The sequence below is a fragment of the Pseudoalteromonas sp. RB2-MNA-CIBAN-0110 genome, from assembly GCF_040309305.1.
Lineage (GTDB): Bacteria > Pseudomonadota > Gammaproteobacteria > Enterobacterales > Alteromonadaceae > Pseudoalteromonas > Pseudoalteromonas arctica.
In genome coordinates this window covers 22,783-38,762 of the sequence record NZ_JBEOOQ010000001.1, presented here as the reverse complement: position 1 = coordinate 38,762, position 15,980 = coordinate 22,783, and the positions used below count along the sequence as shown (strand labels likewise).

General features: G+C 39.8%; 8 protein-coding genes. 4 read left to right on the top strand and 4 right to left on the bottom strand.

Annotated features, from left to right (window positions below):
- Window positions 1-54: 54 nt before the first annotated feature.
- Window positions 55-1,590, bottom strand: coding sequence for a GGDEF domain-containing protein (locus AAEY68_RS00150; RefSeq protein WP_007580677.1), 1,536 nt, complete (start codon window positions 1,588-1,590; stop codon window positions 55-57).
- A gap of 204 nt (window positions 1,591-1,794) precedes the next feature.
- Here AAEY68_RS00150 and AAEY68_RS00145 point away from each other — a divergent pair, with 204 nt between their 5' ends.
- The 3 genes from AAEY68_RS00145 (at window position 1,795) to AAEY68_RS00135 (ending at window position 8,123) form a co-directional block, all read left to right on the top strand.
- Window positions 1,795-3,582 carry a M61 family metallopeptidase gene (locus AAEY68_RS00145; RefSeq protein WP_350585312.1) on the top strand — a complete coding sequence of 596 codons (1,788 nt, stop codon included), beginning with the start codon at window positions 1,795-1,797 and terminating at the stop codon, window positions 3,580-3,582.
- A gap of 180 nt (window positions 3,583-3,762) precedes the next feature.
- A complete protein-coding gene (locus AAEY68_RS00140) occupies window positions 3,763-5,853 on the top strand; it encodes a bifunctional diguanylate cyclase/phosphodiesterase (protein WP_007580673.1) in 2,091 nt (696 codons plus the stop codon).
- A gap of 98 nt (window positions 5,854-5,951) precedes the next feature.
- A complete protein-coding gene (locus AAEY68_RS00135; protein WP_350585311.1) occupies window positions 5,952-8,123 on the top strand; it encodes a S46 family peptidase in 2,172 nt (723 codons plus the stop codon).
- Between the two features lie 334 nt (window positions 8,124-8,457).
- On the opposite strand, the gene AAEY68_RS00130 is transcribed toward AAEY68_RS00135, so the two are convergent.
- From AAEY68_RS00130 to AAEY68_RS00120, 3 genes are all read right to left on the bottom strand, one after another.
- Window positions 8,458-9,411, bottom strand: a complete 954-nt coding sequence (locus AAEY68_RS00130) for a hypothetical protein (RefSeq protein WP_350585310.1) — start codon at window positions 9,409-9,411, stop codon at window positions 8,458-8,460.
- A gap of 94 nt (window positions 9,412-9,505) precedes the next feature.
- Complete coding sequence (locus tag AAEY68_RS00125) at window positions 9,506-10,480, bottom strand: restriction endonuclease (RefSeq protein WP_350585309.1); 975 nt, start codon at window positions 10,478-10,480, stop codon at window positions 9,506-9,508.
- 106 nt (window positions 10,481-10,586) lie between these two features.
- The gene (locus AAEY68_RS00120; RefSeq protein ID WP_350585308.1) at window positions 10,587-14,153 is read right to left on the bottom strand and encodes a hypothetical protein; all 3,567 of its coding nucleotides are present in this window, start codon (window positions 14,151-14,153) and stop codon (window positions 10,587-10,589) included.
- 409 nt (window positions 14,154-14,562) lie between these two features.
- Here AAEY68_RS00120 and AAEY68_RS00115 point away from each other — a divergent pair, with 409 nt between their 5' ends.
- The gene (locus tag AAEY68_RS00115) at window positions 14,563-15,834 is read left to right on the top strand and encodes an O-acetylhomoserine aminocarboxypropyltransferase/cysteine synthase family protein (RefSeq protein WP_290174035.1); all 1,272 of its coding nucleotides are present in this window, start codon (window positions 14,563-14,565) and stop codon (window positions 15,832-15,834) included.
- The last annotated feature ends 146 nt before the right edge of the window (window positions 15,835-15,980 follow it).

Genomic DNA, 15,980 nt, shown 5'->3' with positions numbered 1-15,980 from the left:
TTACTGCTAAATCGTAAAAAACTACTTGTCATAAAATTTATAATGGCTATGACATTATTTACTGGTACAAAGTCTATCTCGTCCTGAATTTTTGGCCTCGTAAAGAGCATCATCTGCTCTATCAAATGCCTTTAACAGAGTATCGCCTTTTTTGAACTGAGTTGCACCTACCGAGATTGTGATCTCAATTTGTTTTTCTCTAAATTTAAAAGGTATATTTTTAATTACCTTTCTTACTTTATCCAGAGGTAATGTTGCGTTTTCAAGCGACACACCTGGCATTAACAATACAAATTCTTCACCGCCGTAACGCGCTATAAAATCGGACTTTCTTACCGATTTTTGCAACGCTTTTGATATAACCTGTAAGGTAATGTCACCTGCGGTATGGCCAAATCTATCATTGATAGATTTAAAGTGGTCAACATCAATAACCGCAAGCGTAACATCTGATGGCTGCACATTAAACAAATGCATTTCGTGATTGTAACGTTCATCAAATGCAGCTCGGTTAGGTAGTTTTGTAAGCCCATCAAGTAAACTTTTAAAGCGCTGTTCGTTTAAGCGTTTTTTATACGTTGTTAACTTATCTTCTAAAGTAACAATTCGTTTGTTTATTTCACTAAAGCTAGTGCTAAGCATTTCTCTGTCTTTTCGTTCTAGCTTTTCTTTTGCTAGAAAATCTTCGCTTAGTGATTTTAATTCGTTATCTACGAGTTCTTTTAAAGATGAGATTGACGTTGCTTTTTGTGTTTGTTCATTGAGGTTTTTTATTTTTAGTTCAATGCTTTTATTTAACGAATCAAACTCAATACTCATCGATTCTGAGTGTCTACTAGTAGAGACAATAGAATTATGTAGATCTTCGAGGGTTTGATTTAATGAAACTAAAAAGCTTTGTGCAGATTTACGCTCTTTGCTAATGTTTTTTACTACGACTTCAATTATGTTAATCGCAACATCGAGTAATGCGTCGATGGTGTCACTTTCCGTAATATTATTTTTTATACTATTAATTTGTAGTGTAGCTTCTTCTTCAAGTATAAGTTCGTTAGCTAGCTCAAGTAGTTTTTTTGCACGAGCTTGTTTTACAGGGCGCTGATTATCGGCTTGAGGGTCTTGCTTAGTTAGCAATGCTTCATGATAAAAAAGAATAAGTTGATCAAGTAGCGGAATATAACCATGGGTTGACTGAACGTTATTAATCTCTTGATCGAGTAAATTTCTCAGGGCTCTGCGAGTATCGTCAGGTAAACCTTTAGTTTTTTGTAACTGTTTACCTGCATTTTGTACACTGTTGAATAAATCACGTTGCTGAGCTTGCTGAATCGATTCTTGATTTTTAAGTAATATCAAAGTTTCACTAACAAGGGGAGAGAGGTCTTCAAAGCTCATACCTTTATTGAGTGCACTTCTAAATTTAGCAAGGCGATTATCTAACTCAATATCAAGCCCTTTACAGCTTAGCGAAAGTTTAGCTGCAAAGTCGCACAAAATATCCACTTGATGTTTGCGTGCACTCTCAATAGCCATACGAGCATCAATTGCTTGTTTGAGTTTTTTATCTGTTGGATTAGATCTTTCAGACACCTAAGCGTACCGCCATCAAATTAATTTTATTATCTTCAGTTTACAACAAATTTTTATTATGTGTAGTTATCTAGTAAAAAACTTAGAAATTTTAATAAGCTACTACGTATAAACTCGTATACGGGGCAATTTGTCGTATTTAATTCACTTTTAAATAGGGGCTTGCTAGTCTTGCAGGCAATTAAGTTTCCACTAAGAGTCTCTATGAAAAAGTTATTAGCCCTATCTATTTTAGCTGCATGTTCAGCACCTGTATTTGCCGATGTAAATTATTCTTTAGAAATTTCGCAACCACAACATCATTTAGGCGATGTAAGTGTTGAGTTTCCAAAAACAGCGCAAGCACATCTTGATATAAAACTTCCTGCATGGCGAACGGGTCGCTACGAAATGCTAAACCTTGCCAATGGCATTCGTTACTTCAAAGCTAAAGATGAAGATGGTAAAGAATTAAAATGGGAAAAAATTGACCATAGTACATGGCGTGTACACCTTAATGAGCCAACCGAAGTTAATGTTGACTACCAGGTTTATGCAAATGAGCTTGGTAAGCGCGCTCGCCACATTGACGACAGCCATGCATTTATAGATGCATCAGGCTTTTTTATGTTTAGTGAATCATTTCGCCAAGAGCCAGTAACCGTTAATTTAGAGGTGCCTAAAAAGTGGCGCTCTGTATCGGGTATGGATAATTTAAAAGGCAAAAATTCATTTAAAGCAGCAGATTACGACGTGCTTGTTGATTCACCAATCGAAACGGGTATTAACCAACTACACACATTTGAAGTAGATGGCCGTGAATACGATTTAGTTATATGGGGCGACGGTAACTACGATGTAGAGCAAATGCTTACCGATCTTAAAAAATTAGTTGCTACTGGTAATATAATTTGGGATGGCTATCCATATGAACGTTATGTATTTATGGTTCATGCTACGTCGGGTGCTGGTGGTGCAACAGAGCATTTAAACTCAACAATTATTCAACGTCCACGCGATAGATTTGGTAGCCGCGAAGATTACCTAGCCTTTATTAGCACCGCTGCGCATGAGTTTGTTCATACGTGGAATGTTAAAGCATACCGCCCTCAAGGTTTAGTGCCGTACGATTACACTAATATGAATTACTCTAAACTGCTTTGGATTGCAGAGGGTTCAACAAGTTATTTTGAAGATCATTTAATGGTTCGCTCTGGTATTGAAACCACAGATGAATTTTTTAAAGTGATGAGTAAAACCATTAATCGTCATTTACAAACACCGGGCCGTGAAGTGCAAAGCGCAAGCGAAACAAGCTTTGATAAATGGATTAACCAAGGTGGCGATCATGCACGTAACTACAGCACTAATATTTATTCAGAAGGTTCATTACTTTCATTAGTTTTAGATATCGACTTGCTAGAAAAAAGCCAAGGTAAAATAAGCTATCGCGACGTACACAAAGCACTTTATAACAATCATAAAATGCCAGCTGGTTTTACAGATGTAGATGTACTTAATATCTTAAAAGATTTAACAGGGCGTGATTACTCAAGCTGGTGGCAAGAAAATGTTGAGTCGCCTGCAAGTATTAACTTTGACGACTTACTTACTAAAGTAGGCTTGAAATTTGAACGTCCCGAAAAAGCAAAAGCGCTTGCAAGTATTGATGCTACCGCTAAAAACACAGGCGAGTTACTTACGTTAAGTTACGTTCGCCGTGGTGGCAGTGCGTGGAAAGCAGGTTTAACTACCGATGATAAAATTGTCGCTATAAACAAACATCACGTAGGTAAAGATTTAAAAACCAGCTTAGAAACGTTTAAAAAAGGCGATAAAGTAACCATTGACTATCTTCGTCGCGATGCTCTTGAAAGCTTAACATTAGTACTATCAGAAGATTTTGATAAGCCTAAAAAAGTAGTTGCTGATAAAGAGGCAACGCCTGAGCAAAAAGCACTATTCAAAGCATGGATTGGCGTGGAACATCCAAATGATGTGACAAAAAAATAAATTCAGTTTTTATAGCGTTTAAATATAGTTAACAATTATTAAAAAAGAGCTTCGGCTCTTTTTTTGTTTTGTATAATGGCGTATATAATGTACATGGAAATTTAATATTAAAATTAAATTTAATTATTATTTAGTATTTCTCTATTATTAAATAAAATTATTTATGGATATAGCCTCAAAATGAAATTAGATAACCCGACTTCAAACTTAACCCATCAATTTGTAATTAACGACTATTTGCATCAGTTATTTGATGCGGTAAATGTTATTTCTGTTCAAGGTTATGACAATGAACGTCGTGTTATTTATTGGAATGAAGGCAGTGAGCGACTTTATGGATATACCAAAGAAGAAGCCATAGGACAAAAAATAGAAGACCTTATAATTCCAGAGCCAATGTGTGAATTAGTTATTAACGCACATAGTGATTGGGTAAAAAAAGATATAGAAATTCCAGCATCTGAAATTATCTTACAAGACAAAGATGGAAACAATGTATCGGTTTTTTCCAGCCATGTTATGTTTACAAATCAATATAATACAAAACAAATGTACTGTATTGATATTGATTTATCTGAGGTTAAAAAGGCACAAGCAGATGCGTCATTTAATGAGCATATGCTAAAAACTATTTTTGGAGCAATTCCTGACTTATTTTTCTTGATGGAAAATGATGGAACTATTATTGAGTATCATGCCAGTAATGAGACCGATCTCTACACCAAGCCAAAGCAATTTATTGGTAAAAAAATGGGTGATGTACTCCCTCAAGATGTAGCCAAAAAATTTGAAACCTATATCAGCCTTGTATTAGAAAAAGAGCAGATGATGAGCTTTAAATACGAACTAGCTTTGCCCCATGGGCTCGTTTTTTTTGAAGCAAGAATAAATAAAATAACAGAACATAACCAGTTAATGGTTATTATTCGAGATATTACAGAACAGCATAAATCAGATGAAATAATTAGACATCAAGCGTATTACGATAGTCTAACTTTACTCCCAAATCGTTTTTTAGCACTTGATCGTTTGTCGCAATTACTTATTGAAGCACAAAGAAATAACGAGAAAGCGGCAGTACTGTTTTTGGATTTAGATGATTTTAAAAAAATAAATGACTCTTTAGGCCATGAAACAGGAGACAAACTTTTAATTGAATCAGCGCAAAGGCTACAAGAGGCACTGCGAAAAGACGACACGGTAGGGCGCCTAGGTGGAGATGAGTTTATCGTATTACTACGAGGTATAACTGATCACCATGCAGCGCTAAAAATCACTGAAAAATTGGTCAATAACTTTAGAGCCCCTTTTAAAATTGAGGGCCGGGAACATATACTAACAGCGAGTATTGGTGTAGCCATATACCCAGAAAATGGCACAACCGTTGCTGATTTATTACGAAATGCTGACACTGCAATGTATCAAGCAAAATCATATGGTCGTAATACTTATTCATTTTTTACTAAAAAGATGAACGTAATTATTCAGCGCCGACTAGTAATAGAAGAGCAGATGCGTGGCGCCCTTGAGCGTAATGAATTTGAGTTATTCTACCAGCCCCAATTTGACGCCAAAAATAAACACATCATTGGTGCAGAAGCGTTATTACGCTGGCATAACCCTGTGCTAGGTAATGTAACACCCGATGAGTTTATACCTATTGCCGAAAATACAGGATTAATTGTACCTATTGGTAAGTTTGTAATTAGCCAAGCATTACACTTTTTAAACACATGGCAAAGTACCTGTAAACGCCAACAAAAATACACCATGGCTGTTAACTTATCTCCTCGCCAATTTAGAGACGTAGGGTTGCTCAGTTTTATTCAAAACTCATTGAGTGAAGCAAACGTAAACCCCGAAAGTTTAGAGCTTGAAATAACTGAGGGAGTATTGATGAGTTGCCACACTAATGTTGTTGATATACTGACTGAAATTACTGCATTAGGCATTAACTTATCAATGGATGACTTTGGTACAGGTTATTCATCATTAAGTTATTTGAGAGAATACCCTTTTAATGTACTTAAAATAGATAGAAGTTTTATTGATGGTATTGTACTAAACAATGAAGATTGTAATCTCGTAAAGGCAATTATTGCTATGTCGCACAGCTTAGGACTGACAGTGGTAGCCGAAGGTGTAGAAACAAAAGAGCAGCATACTTTATTGAACGAATTGGGTTGTGATTTTATGCAAGGCTTCTATTTTAGTAAACCAATACCAGCAAAACAGTTTCTTGATTTTTCGATGAATTTTGATAAAAAGTAAGATTAAACACTCGATTGTAACAATTCATTGCACGGCTATTGACCTTATTGTCCCATCGCGAGTAACCTGTTATAGAAACAAATAAAAAGGATTCTATAATGCGTTTAAAACCTCTTGTAGCTACATTAGTAGCCACATTTTCTTTATCACTTTCAAGTAGTGCCATAGCCGACGAAGGCATGTGGCAACCACACCAACTTCCAGAGTTAGAATCAATTTTAAAAGCTAAAGGGCTTGAAATTGATGTTGAATCTATTTCTAAATTAACCGAATTCCCAATGAATGCGGTAATTAGCCTAGGTGGTTGTACAGCATCGTTTGTATCGCCTAAAGGTTTAGTTGTGTCAAACCATCACTGTGTTTATGGCTCGGTACAATACAACTCAACGCCTGAGAACAACATTTTAGAAAATGGCTTTTTAGCTAAAAGTCCTACAGAAGATTTACCTGCAGCGCCGGGCTCACGCGTATATGTAACAAAAACGGTTACCAATGTAACAGATGAAGTAATTAAAGGTACTAACGAGCTAACAGCAAAAGCACGCTACGACGCACTCGAAAAAAATGAAAAAGCGCTAGTAGCCCAATGTGAAGCCGACGAAAGCTATCGTTGTAATGTGTATTCGTTTCACGGTGGTTTAGAGTTTTACCTAATTAAGTCACTTGAAATAAAAGACGTACGCTTAACTTACGCACCAGCTATGGGCGTAGGTAAATACGGCGGCGATATAGATAACTGGATGTGGCCGCGCCACACAGGCGACTTTGGTTTTTACCGCGCTTATGTAGGCAAAGATGGAAAACCTGCAGAGTACAGCGAAGACAACGTACCTTACGTACCTGACTCTTACCTAAAAGTAAGTGCCAAAGGCGTGCAAGAAGGCGACTTTGTAATGGTTACAGGCTACCCAGGGCGTACTAACCGCTACCGCATTGCAACAGAGGTAGATAACGTATTTAACGACAGTTACCCTAAAGCACGCGTTCATAACTCAAAATACGTGTCGCTTATTGAAGAAAATTCAGAAGACGGCAGTAAAGCGCGTATTGCTTACGAAAGCACCATTGCAGGTTATAACAACTATATTAAAAACTATGGTTCGATGATCGAAAGCTTCAAAAAAGGCACTATGCTTGAGCGCAAAAAACAGTTTGAGCAAGATCTAACACAATGGATCAATAGTGACGGTGAGCGTAAAGAGCAATACGGAAGCGTATTAGGTGAGCTATCTGAGCTAATTGCGCAATCACAAGAGCACAGTGAACGCGACCGTATGTTAGGTTATGTACACCGCTCACAAATGATCAGTACAGCACGACGTTTATACCGCTTAGCTTACGAAAAACAAAAGCCAAATAGCGAACGTGAATCTGGTTATCAAGAGCGTGACTTACCTCGCATTAAAGCAGGGCTTGAGCGCATGACGCGCCGTTATGATAGCAAAGTAGACAAAGCTATTTTACTGCACTTTTTAGAACTGTATGCAGCACTTCCAAAAGAAGAGCGTTTTAGCGACGTTGATAACGTATTTAAAGTACAAAATGGGTTTGATAAAGCAACCCAAAGCGCGTTACTAGATAGCATGTATGAACAGTCAAGACTTGATAATGCCACTGTTCGCAATTCATTATTTGAGCAATCGTTTAGCCAGCTAAATCAAAGCCAAGACCCATTTGTGCAGTACGCTAAAGCAATATTTAAAGTAATGAAAGCACAGGAAGATAAATCAAAAGCACTTGCAGGTAAATTACAAGCCGCTCGCCCAGAGCTAATGAGCGCAATCATTGCGTTTAACAAAGCTAAAAACAAACCGGTATACGCCGATGCTAACAGCACATTACGAGTAACCTATGGCACCGTAGGCGGCTACTCACCTCAAGATGGCTTGGTAGCAACACCTTTTACCTCGCTTGAAGGGTTACTAGCTAAAAACACTGATGTTGACCCATTTAATGCACCTAAAAAGTTACAAGAGCAAATTAAAGCCAAGCTTTACGGTGATTACACGGGTGGCATGAATACAGTACCCGTTAACTTTTTATCAAATGTAGACACTACCGGTGGTAACTCAGGTTCGCCAACACTTAACGGCAAAGCAGAGCTTGTAGGCTTACTGTTTGACGGTGTTTACGAAAGTATTATTGGTGACTGGGATTACAACCCTGAGCTTAATCGCTCAATCCACGTTGATTCACGCTACATGCTGTGGGTAATGGATAAAGTAGATAATGCACAAAACTTGTTAGACGAAATGACAATCGTAAAATAAGTAATTAGTGAGATAACAGAAGGGCGCTTACCGTAAAGGAGGCGCCTTTTTTGTTGATGTTTGATTCGTTTATGACTGCTAAGTGCCATTTTCGGACCTTCAAGGCCTGAATCTGAAACGCTGTTGGGTGGCGCCTTCGGCTTAACCCACCAACCTTTTGACATAGGTCGGATAAGCGAAGCGCCATCCGACACAGTAAAATACCTTACCAATTATAAACAACATTTTATGTTGTCGAGTGGCCGAACTCACAGCCATTAGCAGACAATGAAGGTTTTTAATGTGTGAAGTCAAAGTTTGACCCCATTCGCTCTCATTTATGCGTCGGCTGGCTTTACTTGTTATATTCTTTTGGCAACGGACAATCATAATTAATGTCTATCATGTCTAGGTTTTTTATTGAGAAGTTGGCATATTTGTTACCCGCCTGTGATATGTTCTCACTGGGTTCACCATACACAAATACAAACGCTGTTGGCTTATCTTGTGCATTTATCTTTTCAAGCCTTGTTGCAACTAACTTTTTTATTTTATAGCTTTCAATCAAACGATCGGCGATCATTATCGTGCTCGTATATTCATCATCACCTCTCTTGAATTTCTTCTTAAATTTAATCTGATATCCAGCGCCCGATGGAAGCCTATTTATAAATGCCCATCCATAGTAAATTACAGGATAGCTTGGAAGCTCATTCAAGTCTTGCTCCCATATACATTTAAATATACTTCGGTAATATATGTCTTTGCCTAATATGTTTACTCTACGCTGCTTAATGGAGCCATCGTTTCTATATCTGATATATCTTCCAACAACAGACCGAACAGAGTATATATTCCCGATACTTCCTGTTTCTCTCAGTCTCGTGTCTTTTGATCTGCGGACAAACTCGGGCTTTTTAAAAACTTGATTATTAGCTCCACGGTCAGATCGAGCTTCATCATAATAAGAATCTGGTCGCTCTAGAAGAAAGGTATCTACAATAGATTCATCTACAGTCCGCTTTTCTTCCTTTACAGATGTGCCATCTTCATATTGAAGATTGAGAGGCTTATTATTAAAAACTTCACAGTCTTTAGAATGCTCTCCGTAGATTCGATAGTGCGGGACGACCTTCATATCTAGAAGATCTTCATCCAAGTTTGCGCAGGTTACTTGCGCCGTGCAATCAGTTCCTGGACAAAGAAACTTCTTCTTATCTGTGATAACGCCAGACCAGTAAAGATCATATGCTCGATCAGGGTCTAAATAATCATTTGCCTGAATGCTAAAAGCAACATCTATTGCCAATTCAAAACTCCTTGTGAATATAACGCTCACATAAGCGGACTAAAATAGTGGGCTATAATTTGTTGAGGAACGAAACATTGCTTGTTAGACGTTTTTAGTAATATGCAAAAAGTCTAGTTAGTATGTCTCTACGGTTTGTAGCTGTATACTCTGCAAGCCATTGAAAACTCATTAGGTCCAGACCCTGTTGCGACGCATCGCGTCCCAATTCTTTGAGAATACTTCGTACTTTTTTTGCATCCACCAAGCTCCAGATCGCGAGTAGCGTCCATCTAGAATTAGGTTTTAAGTTGCCTAAATTACTTTTCTCATCCCAGTTTGGAGCTAATTCACGCCAATTTTCTACTTGATCGATGCCTTTTTGAGGTATGACAAAATACTTAGGATATAAAGATACTGCGTCTTTCCATGCAGAAAGAAACATTGGCTGATGAATCACAGACATTGCAGATTCATTTGCAATCGATACCGCATCTTCAACGGTATTCACATACGGCTTTGTCTCACTGCCATTAAACTCTTCCAAAACAATCCAATTACCATCGCTATTTTCAGATGCGTCAGTAACAGTATAAGTCTGGTTTAGTGAAATAATCTGAGGCCAAACATTTTTAATGGATAGAGGGAAAAATCTTTTTGCTATACGAAAACCAGCTACTCCATCAAGTAAATCAGCTTCTATGCTCTCGTTGTCGTAGATTTTGTAATCTATACCTCTTCTTTGTTTCAGTCTATCAAGCTTTTGTTCCAAGCCTGATGATGCAATTGTAGAGTAGAAACCAATAAATATATTACAATCGTGCTCTGCAAGCCGATCCAAAATATCCTCTTCATTTCCCCGACCGACAGATTTGCCAGAATGAGCATAATGCTTACAACTGATAAGTAGTTTTTCTTCGCTTGTTCTATCACGCACACACAAGTCAATTCCTCCGTCAGGTCCTCGACTTGGGCCACTAATAATTTCAAACTTTAATACATGTTCGAAGAACTGCTTGCTGAACTTTTCAAATTGATCAGAATCTGAGTCTTTTGTTGAGTCGATTTCCTTAAAATTTAGTCTTGCCATTTTTATCCTTAAAATATTACGACATTTGAAATATGATAAACGTCTAACGCTCCACTAACCGTAATTTTAGGAGCGAAGCGAGTAAAATTCCGAGTGCAGTGGCTTGTTATACGGTTCCCCAGTGTGGAACACCGCCGTGTGAAATGATTCGCTCAGCATCTCGGTCATAACTATCGGCCACACCCCGTAAGGTCGTAGCTAATCGTTGGTATCCAACATTCTCAACCTGATCAGCCCGCTGTCGATATTTTTCCGCGAGTGCTCTCTCAGGCTTAGCTTCCGGGTCAACTGTGTGGGCTCCACGAGAGTTACGAATACCCGTGCTATATCCATCACGTAGGCTAGAGCGCTCTCTGTTATTCATTATTGCTGCAACCACAGGGTGAATCCATAAGCCATCTGGCCCCTCTGGGGCATTAACGAGCACATCACCAAGTTGAATCATCGCAACATCATAATGCCCCGAGGCTTTGACTATCTCTTCCATTTCAGTCAGCCATTTCGTAAACGCATCTGGTTCAAACCCGCCACCCGCCCGAACACCGGGGACAACTTTCCATGCAGAAAGTAAACGGTATGCGTTAGAGGCAATATTACGACGCTGCTCAGAGGGCTCTTCTGGCTCAGCACCCTCAGCACGATAGATCATTTGAACAAGCTCACTGAAAAAGTTGGGATCGGAAGCTAGCCTATTTTCCAAGGTGATTGGAGAACCATCACTGTGCCTGTCAAGCAAAGACACATACGCCCATTCAACATGAAAGAGTTTATCTTGATCGGTGGTAGTATCCTCTTGAAGAGCTTTAATGATTTTGGTGATGTGGTAGCTGTCAATTCTTCCAGTAGGCTCTTCAACTTGGACCAGCGACAACAAAGCATCACACGCCAAGTCCGAGTTGATACCTTTCTTCTTAAATAAGTCTCTGCTAAGTCCATCTATCACAGCATCTGGCCGACCGAATTCAAGCAACTTCCTGAGAGCATATTCAGTATCGTCCTTTGTCTGGTAGGTATTGGCGCTGGTCATGTTCCAGTACTCACCTTCATTTTCACCAAGCAACTTTACTGCTCTATCCCAAGCATTTCTCTCAAATGGCAAAGCGCACAACAGTAAAGCTATCTGCTTTGGCTCCCAGCCTACCTTGTTAATATCATCAAACCACTGCCAGGTGCCCATGAACCTCCGGCGCCATGCATAGGCCGCAACTAAGGAGCAAAGCTTTTGATTTGCCACATCTAGCAAAGCAGGTAAAAGCTCTGCATCAAACTCAGGTTGATCCAAATTTGCCATCACTTCACCCACAAGGTGAGCATTGGAAACTGTTGAGGCAAACTCTAGTACCTGAGGGATCCCCCCTTCACCCAAGATATCCCTAATGGCTGATTTTCGGATTTGGAATAGTTTCTCTTGCTTTTCTTCCCAATCCCCATCGTCTTCATAGAGATAAGCATCAGCATCTGAAAACAGTCGCTTATTCAGGAGAGTTGGGCTTTTTGGAGCCAGTTGACTCGCTATTTCCGCCATTGGAAGCAGAGAATCTTCTCCCAAGGTCCACTCAGCCTCTGGAAAACGACGATGGCGAGAAATAAATTTGGACAATGCCACCCAGAGTGGCAAACGTTCTTGCTCAGATAGCATTAAACAACTCTCAGATAGAAGCTTATCTCTAAATTTTTCAGAGGCGGGCGGTTGCAAATGGTCATAGTTACCCGCCAAAGACGCGAGCTTAACGACATCAAAGCCTGCTTGTTCGACAATCAATTCAGCACAAAAGCGAGACTGCTCCCAATATTCGTCATTTGTAACACCTTTCTCCCAGCCTTCAGGTATCGTTTCTCTCCAGCTCGGTTTATGAGTACCGGAAGTCGTTGAATGTTGATTTGGAAGTAAGCTCTCCAACAATTTCCAGGCTACTTCGGGTTGCTCAGCACAGATTGTCTTAAGTGCTGCTTGTCGCTTCTCAACGGAAGCTAATGTATGTGGCATCCAAGGAAGAAAAATATCTGTTAGTGAATTACTGGGCCTATTTGCCCAGTTACCGCCGGGGTCATGTGCGGCTATTTCTGCCAAAGCAACAGTAGTGCGGCTCAAGTAAGCTTCCTCCCATGCGATTCCTTCAAGCGCCCATAGAAGGCCAGAAATATAGTTTCTGCCGAAAGCCCCCGCATCTTCTTGCTCAAATAACTTATCAAAGGGCGAGGGTGTAGCAGCGATGGCATTTTCTACAGCCAACAGAAACTCATCTGGACTCGCTTCTGAAAGGGTTGGTAGTAAGCTATTCAGGCTGCCCCAGCGGACCCAATCACTTTCCTCGAACAATTCGCGCACTGATAACACCGCAATAGCACCGGCCTTTCCCTGGGTGCAATTAGTTAAAGCAGCTGCCTGACTACCAATAAGCGCTAATGCTTCCACCAAGCCCTCACGTAAATTGCTAGAATGCGGTAACACCTTCCCGTGGATGGCAGCGGCATATCGCTCTTCTCCGGGCAGCTCAAAAGAAGGGTCATCAATTCGGAGTAACTCTAGGGCAACGGCCTTAAAAGTATCCAAGTGATTGTCAAAAATCCTGACTCCTAACTCCTTCCAAGACTTTAAACGGTCTTTGAAGCGCCATAAGCCATTTTTATAAGATAAAGGGCAATCATGAACCTGCAATGTTTCTCGCAGATTTGCTATCCAGTTACTGTAATCCTCTCCAATAATCTGCGTGACAACCGTGATGTCAGCCTCATTACCTTCATTCCAACTGCCGATTAGAGTTGCAACAGCCAGCTTTTGAGCAAAAGCGTGCTGATTCCAATCAGTTGCGACTGGCTGAACTGTAACGTCACCTTCTACATTTTCCTTGGCAAGTTCTTTAGGTATATGTGTGATCTCGGGTTCTCTGAAATGCTCGACCAAATCATCAGGTAGGGTATCGAGAGTAATTGTACCCGCATATTGATTGAAATTTTGTACTTCATTGACTATCTGGTACCAAATCTTATCGGGAATATCCTTATTGAATTGTGCAATATGCGATTGCAGAAGTGACGAAACGACACTTCCCTTTTTTGCAAGGTCATAACCAAGGAGGTGGAAGTGTCTAAGGAATTCATATAAGTCTTGTTCTTCAACATCGTTGCCTTTATTGGCGGTTTTGAGTTGTGCTTTAAATGCTGCCAGTTTATTCCTGACATTGTCTGAGCAAAAATTAGCCCGTTCTACTTGGGTTAGAAACTCATCAGCGTCACGTGTATGGCGAGCTTGTTCTAATAGCCCATTAACCCCGTCAGTGTCTGTGGCATTGATTGGCCCCGTAATTAGAGCAATTATATCTTTTCCTTTAGTAAAGGCATTAGGATTATTAAAATCATTCCAAGCTGCTTGAATAACCTCGGCAAATAATTTGCTCTTGGTAGTAATTGAAATTGAATTTTTTACCTGCCCAAGTAACCGACGGCGATCATTGTTTACAAGGTTTTCAACAAAAACTATCAGATCATCTGTCTCATAGCCTGCTACTGCGCCCTGTAGCTTTATTTCTACGATTGGCCATGAGGGCAAGCAGGGAGCGTAACCGCCACTTAGCATTAAGGTAACGAATGTGGCCTGGATATTGGCCTCAAATCTTGCGCCACCACTGCCTGTCGAAAAAGGATTGCTGAGCTGTTTTCCATCCGTTGTCATTTGTTGAAGTAATCCTTTTTATTTTAATTTACTTTTTGCTTGTTTGGTTTTGCAAAATTTATTCGTATCAACTGACGCCACTTCAGCCGTATGACATCTTTATCAGCGGACACTTTCCCTATTTTGCGCGAAAACGTCCTTATTTCATGAGTTTCTATTAATAGCAAATAGTGTAAGTTATTGCCACCTATAAATATTAAGTCTAGTAAAGGTTATTTTACTATATAAAAAAGTGATAGTTTTCTCTGAGGGTTACTGAGCTAACTATAGCTCCCCCTTAATGACTGGTTATCGCTCCGAGCTGCCTTTGACTTTAATCAAATCACCTTAACACCCTTTAATATATTTCATGTGCATTTTATAACCAAGAAGTGCTAGGTTAGTGGTAAATTAATTGAAGGGAATAATTATGAAATTAGAGTCATTAGCACTGCACCACGGTTACGAATCTGAGGCAACGACCAAGTCGGCAGCCGTGCCTATTTATCACACTTCTTCTTATACATTTGATAACACGCAGCATGGCGCTGATTTATTCGATTTAAAAGTACCTGGAAATATTTACACCCGCATAATGAACCCAACCAATGCCGTACTTGAACAACGTATTGCAGCAATGGAAGGGGGTATTGGTGGGCTGGCTGTTGCCTCTGGGATGGCTGCTATTACGTATGCTATTCAATGTTTGTGTGAAGTAGGCACTAATATTGTAAGTACCAGCCAAGTATATGGTGGCACGTATAACTTATTTGCACATACACTACCTAGGCAAGGTATTGAAGCACGTATGATTAAAGCCGATGACTTTACCGCGTTCGAGAATGCAATTGACGACAACACCCGCGCTGTTTTTTGTGAATCTATTGGTAATCCTGCAGGTAATATTGTTGATATTGAACGTTTAGCACGTATTGCACATAGCAAAGGTGTGCCGCTTATTGTTGATAATACCGTGGCTACGCCGTATTTATGCCGCCCATTTGAGCTGGGCGCCGATATAGTGGTTCACTCACTTACAAAGTATATAAACGGGCACGGTACTGCTATTGGCGGCATGATTGTCGACTCAGGAAAATTTGATTGGAAAGCGAATGCTACACGTTTTGCAATGATGAACGAGCCCGATCCGTCGTATCACAATGTGGTTTATACCGAAGCCTTTGCTGAAGCTGCATTTATTGGTCGCTGCAGAGTAGTGCCACTTAGAAATACCGGCGCAGCGCTTGCCCCTAAAAACGCATCTGACATTTTAATCGGCCTTGAAACCTTAGGCTTAAGAATGGATCGCCACTGCGAAAATGCACAGCACTTGGCTGAGTATTTAGAAAATCATCCAAAAGTGCTTTGGGTTAATTACGCAGGGCTTAAATCAAGCCCGTATAACGAAATGAGTCAAAAAATTACCAGTGGTAAAGCATCGGGTATTTTAAGCTTTGGTATTGCTGGTGGCCTAGAAGCAGGTACTCGTTTTATTGATGCGCTAAACATGATTTTACGCTTAGTTAATATTGGCGATGCCAAATCGCTTGCGTGCCATCCTGCGTCAACCACACACCGCCAATTAAATGATGAAGAGCTTGCTAATGCGGGCGTAAGCCGCGATTTAATTCGTTTATCGGTCGGTATTGAGAACATTGCTGACATAATTGCCGATGTAAGCCAAGCGCTCGATAAAGCATAGTTACCTCACTACCTTTCATAAAAAACTTTAAAGCATAAAAAGCGTTAGTTGAAAATAAACTATCGTTTTTTATGTTTTTCTAAAATCTATTAATAAGTATACCTCTTTATTTTATCTACCTTTTTTATAAAACCTTCCCATGGCTT